This is a genomic window from Acinetobacter brisouii (genome assembly GCF_008993995.1).
Classification (GTDB): domain Bacteria; phylum Pseudomonadota; class Gammaproteobacteria; order Pseudomonadales; family Moraxellaceae; genus Acinetobacter; species Acinetobacter brisouii_A.
The window spans coordinates 1-4,218 of sequence record NZ_BKNN01000121.1 but is presented as its reverse complement, the minus strand read 5'-3'; the positions used below and the strand labels follow the sequence as shown (position 1 = coordinate 4,218).

The following is a 4,218-nucleotide window of genomic DNA, read 5'->3' as shown; positions in this document are numbered from 1 at the left end:
TTCGCTTAATCTCCTCAGCATGCTGCAAGTCATGTAAATCTCGTTTCGCTCGATGTTCTGGATTTACTGTGAGATCTAAAGTCCGGTAATAGGTTGAAGCAGCGATCGGTAAAATCCTACAAATCGCATCAACACCATATAAGTCTTTATTGTTATGGATGAAATCCACCATTATTTGTGTGGGCGGTCGAGCTCCGCCTGGGCGAAAAAAGCGGCTGCTTTACGTAGAATTTCATTGGCACGCTTTAATTCTTTAATTTCACGTTCCATTTGCTTCATTTTTTCTTGATCAGATATCTGTTGTACTTTAATAGGATTTTGCTGATCTAAATGCTTTTGATGCCAGGCACGAAGTGTTTCAGGAGTACAACCAATCTTAGGCGCAATTGCTGTGATTGCAGCCCAAGTAGAAGGATAATCTTTTTCAGATTCAATCAATAATTGAACCGCTCTTTCTCTGATTTCAGGGGTATATTTTAATTTTGTCATCGGGATAGTCTCTCAGAATATTGACTCTCCGACAAACCCGGTACGGTTCATGGTGCCATTTGTACCAATTCAAGGAACGGCACTTGAACATCATTCAAAACCAGAGCAAGCCTTTATGCAGGCACTCTATCCAAAAATTGGTGAGCAACTTCGTCAAAATGGATTGCATTCAGAAAACACTAAAGCGGGTTGTGCCAAATGTGGAGCATGTTCTTCACTGAAAGCTTATGAGTAGGAGAAACAGTATGCAACTTTCTGGTTATCCATGGTTATTAGAATTAAATGAAGGCCTAAAACAGTTTGTCACAGATGACATTGTTATCAAGGTGGTCACTGAAGACTGGGAACGACGTCAATATTATCGCCTGCGAGAGGCAACTTTTCGTGATGAACAAAAAATCCTAAAAGAAGACCGTGATGAATATGACTTTAAAGCTCTAGGTATTGTTGCGATCGGACAAATGTTTGGTGAGCATGATCGTGTCATAGGTGCTGTGCGTATCTTCCCAGATGAAACAAATACATGGTGGGGTGGGCGTTTATGTGTAGAGCCATTATACCGCCATCATCATGCTATTGGTAAAGCGTTGATTAATGCAGCAGTGACGACGGCAAAAAATCTAGGATGTAAAACATTCTTAGCGACTGTACAGCAACAAAATGAGCGTTATTTTCAGAAATTATGTTGGGACAGTGTCCGTGAATTAATGGTTGCTGAAATTCCACATATGATGATGCAAGCTCAAATTGAACATTATCCGCTACAGCATGTGGTCATGCAGGCTTATATGCAAAAAGAGGTGGAATGATGATGTCACTCAATCAACTTCTTGAATATTTAAGACATACCCCAGCGATGCAATCAAAACAGGTGATTGCTAAAAGTGTAAAGATCCCGAATCTGGATAAAGTGAACTCTCTGCAAGCTTTATACGCTTATCCTGGAGATGATACTGCCGCTATTGCCGTCCAAGGACAATATATTTTACATGCGTGTGAAGGGATGTTACCTAGTTTTGTTGCTAATCATCCTTATTTTGCGGGTTGGTCTGCAGTCATGGCAAATATCAGTGACATTGCAGCAATGGGTGGTCGTGCATTGTCAGTTGTGAATAGCTTTTGGCATACAAATGTTGAGCATGCTCAATTATTAATGCAAGGCATGCAAGATGCTTGTACTGCTTATGATGTTGCATTGATTGGTGGGCATAGCAATATCGCTGAAAGTTATCAGCCTGCTTTATCCGTTGCCATTCAAGGAACAGCACAGAAATTATTGTCGGTTTTGCATGTTAAACCACAGCAAAAGATTTTGATTGCTTTAAATCTACAAGGTCAATTTCATCCCAACACTGTGTATTGGAAATGCTTTGAACGAGTATCTGGACGTATTTTACAAGCACAGCTCTCAGTAATGCCGCAACTTGCACAACAAGGAGTGGTATATGCCGCACGCGACATTAGTAATGCAGGCATTTTAGGCAGCCTGCTCATGCTACTTGAGGCAACGCAAAGTGGCGCAGACATAGACCTTCAAAAAATTCCAAAACCACAAAATGTGGACTGGCAGACGTGGCTGCAAATCTTTCCTAGTTATGGTTTTTTGCTGACAGCTGATGAAGGCGAATGCGAAGAAATCATTGAATTATTTGACAGTCAGGGTATCTGCTGTGCAGTGATTGGTGAAACTAATGCCAGTGGAAAAGTTTATGTGCATGATCAGAAGCAAAATGCTCAATTTTGGGATTTTCATCAGCAAACATTTACTGGTTTTAACTATGCTGAAATTTTAAAAAAGTTAAAGGCTCAGTCGGATCCGATTGAGCCGATAGAGAAGGAGGCAGCATATGCCTAGCGTGAATTTTACCGTGAAATGGCCGAATGGCGAGCTGATTCAATATTACTCTCCATCCACTGTGATTTATGAATATCTAGCTAAAGGACATTCATATCCAGCAATACAGTTTTTAAAGTTGGCTGAAGATGGGTTATCTGCTGCATCAGAACGAGTACGAGTACGTTATGGCTTTGCATGTAGTTCAGCCATGGACAGCCTATCCACGATTAAACGCCAAGCTAACTTATTCGCCTTAAAAGACGAAGACCAAATTGAAATTACTGAAATGCACAATGAATAAGGGGAACAAGATGCTTAATATGCAAATTCAAGATTTACAACCAAATTATGACGTCGTGATTGTTGGTGGTGGTCAGGCAGGGTTATGTATTAGTCATTATTTACAAAAAGCAGGGATTGATCATGTGATTCTAGAAAAAGAATCAGAGTTGACCCATAGCTGGCGTAGTAAACGGTGGGATAATTTCACTTTGGTTACCCCCAATTGGCAATGTTTGCTTCCAGAGCATCCATATAACGGTAATGACCCTGATGGATTTATGAAAAAAAATGAGATTGTTGAATATTTGGATCAGTTTATTGAAAAGCTCAATCCACCTGCAATTTTAGGTGTTGCAGTTCAGCATGTTGAAAAAGTTGCAGACCAGTCTTTTGTGATTGAGACAGATCTGGGGACGACAACTGCGAAGCAGTTAGTGGTTGCTGCAGGAGGGTATCACACGCCAATTTATCCAAAGCTTTCATCTGCTTTACCTGAAAATGTCACGGTAATTCATTCTGAACAATACTTTAATGCTGAGCAATTACCTGCGGGCAATGTTTTGGTGGTTGGCTCTGGGCAGTCAGGTGCGCAAATTGCTGAAGATTTACATCTTGCTGGCAAAAAAGTTTATTTATCTACAGGAGATGCACCACGTTGTGCGCGTTTTTATCGTGGTAAAGACGTAGTGAAGTGGCTTTATGAAATGGGTTATTACGAAACAACTGTCAAAGATCACCGATATAGTGAAGAGGTTCGTAACAGCACTAATCATTATGTGACTGGGCGAGATGGTGGTCGTGATATTGATCTACGTAAATTTGCATTAGAAGGTATGAGATTGCTTGGAAGATTTGAGGACTATAAGGAAGGTCAGTTTGTCTTCCGTCCAGATTTAATCCAGAACCTAGACATGGCAGATGCAACTTACAATCGTATTAATGCCTCTATTGATGACTATATAGAGAAAAATAATATTGTTACTGAAGAGCCAGCATCTGTATATCAGCCACTTTGGCAGCCAGAACAGGAAATTACCCATATTGATTTAGTTGAAGAGAACATCACTTCGATCATTTGGTGTATCGGATTTAGACCAGACTATTCTTGGATTGATTTAGACATATTCCAGACAAATGGATATCCAAAACATGATCGCGGTATTACCGTTGACCCTGAAGTAAGCTTTATTGGTTTACCTTGGTTAAACACATGGGGTTCAGGACGTTTTATGGATGTTGCTAAAGATGCTGAGTTTATTGCTGATCATCTCATTCAACAATTAAATGTTGCACCTCTGCATATATCCTCAACATTATCATCATAGGCTTATGATATACGCTGAATTATCAGGAGACTTTCCCTTGGGAGATTCTAGGCAGCTAACTTATAAAAGTCTTCGGCCATTTGATTTGGTGTCTTAAAACCCAAACCCTTTTGAATTCTTCGATGATTATAAAATAACTCAATGTATTTTATAATATCTGATGTGTGCTGAATTAGCAGGAGACTTTCACTTGGGAGATTCTAGGCAGCTAACCGATAAAAGTCTTCTGCCATTTGATTTGGTGTCTTAAAATCCAAGCCTTTTTGAATTCTTCGTTGATTATAA

The 4,218-nt window shown here is 39.9% G+C and carries 4 protein-coding genes, 2 pseudogenes and 1 other annotated feature; of the genes and pseudogenes, 5 read left to right on the top strand and 1 reads right to left on the bottom strand.

Annotated elements, in window-relative coordinates; genetic code table 11:
* Positions 1-489: pseudogene (locus tag GBN19_RS14855) on the bottom strand (transposase); the annotation flags it as partial.
* Positions 98-214: a sequence feature (AL1L pseudoknot), on the bottom strand. Its footprint overlaps the pseudogene before it by 117 nt.
* 46 nt (positions 490-535) lie before the next feature.
* Between GBN19_RS14855 and GBN19_RS14850 the strand changes: the two are divergent.
* From GBN19_RS14850 to GBN19_RS14830, 5 genes and pseudogenes are all read left to right on the top strand, one after another.
* Positions 536-724: pseudogene (locus tag GBN19_RS14850) on the top strand (MSMEG_0568 family radical SAM protein); the annotation flags it as partial.
* A 10-nt stretch (positions 725-734) separates the two neighbouring features.
* Positions 735-1,298 carry an MSMEG_0567/Sll0786 family nitrogen starvation N-acetyltransferase gene (locus GBN19_RS14845; RefSeq protein WP_004992218.1) on the top strand — a complete coding sequence of 188 codons (564 nt, stop codon included), beginning with the start codon at positions 735-737 and terminating at the stop codon, positions 1,296-1,298.
* Complete coding sequence (locus tag GBN19_RS14840) at positions 1,298-2,344, top strand: sll0787 family AIR synthase-like protein (protein ID WP_151778648.1); 1,047 nt, start codon at positions 1,298-1,300, stop codon at positions 2,342-2,344. The genes GBN19_RS14845 and GBN19_RS14840 overlap by 1 nt, the downstream gene beginning before the upstream one ends.
* Positions 2,337-2,627 (top strand): MSMEG_0570 family nitrogen starvation response protein, encoded by a 291-nt coding sequence (locus GBN19_RS14835; RefSeq protein ID WP_008941947.1) that lies wholly within the window; start codon positions 2,337-2,339, stop codon positions 2,625-2,627. Before GBN19_RS14840 ends, GBN19_RS14835 begins: the two co-directional genes overlap by 8 nt.
* A gap of 10 nt (positions 2,628-2,637) precedes the next feature.
* A complete protein-coding gene (locus GBN19_RS14830) occupies positions 2,638-3,933 on the top strand; it encodes an MSMEG_0569 family flavin-dependent oxidoreductase (RefSeq protein WP_065286505.1) in 1,296 nt (431 codons plus the stop codon).
* Positions 3,934-4,218: the final 285 nt, after the last annotated feature.

Excerpts from the sequence above, each read along its gene's own strand:
- GBN19_RS14835 (WP_008941947.1), top strand. The coding sequence starts at position 2,337 with ATGCCTAGCGTGAATTTTACCGTGAAATGGCCGAATGGCGAGCTGATT.
- GBN19_RS14830 (WP_065286505.1), top strand. The coding sequence starts at position 2,638 with ATGCTTAATATGCAAATTCAAGATTTACAACCAAATTATGACGTCGTG.
- GBN19_RS14840 (WP_151778648.1), top strand. The coding sequence starts at position 1,298 with ATGATGTCACTCAATCAACTTCTTGAATATTTAAGACATACCCCAGCG.
- GBN19_RS14845 (WP_004992218.1), top strand. The coding sequence starts at position 735 with ATGCAACTTTCTGGTTATCCATGGTTATTAGAATTAAATGAAGGCCTA.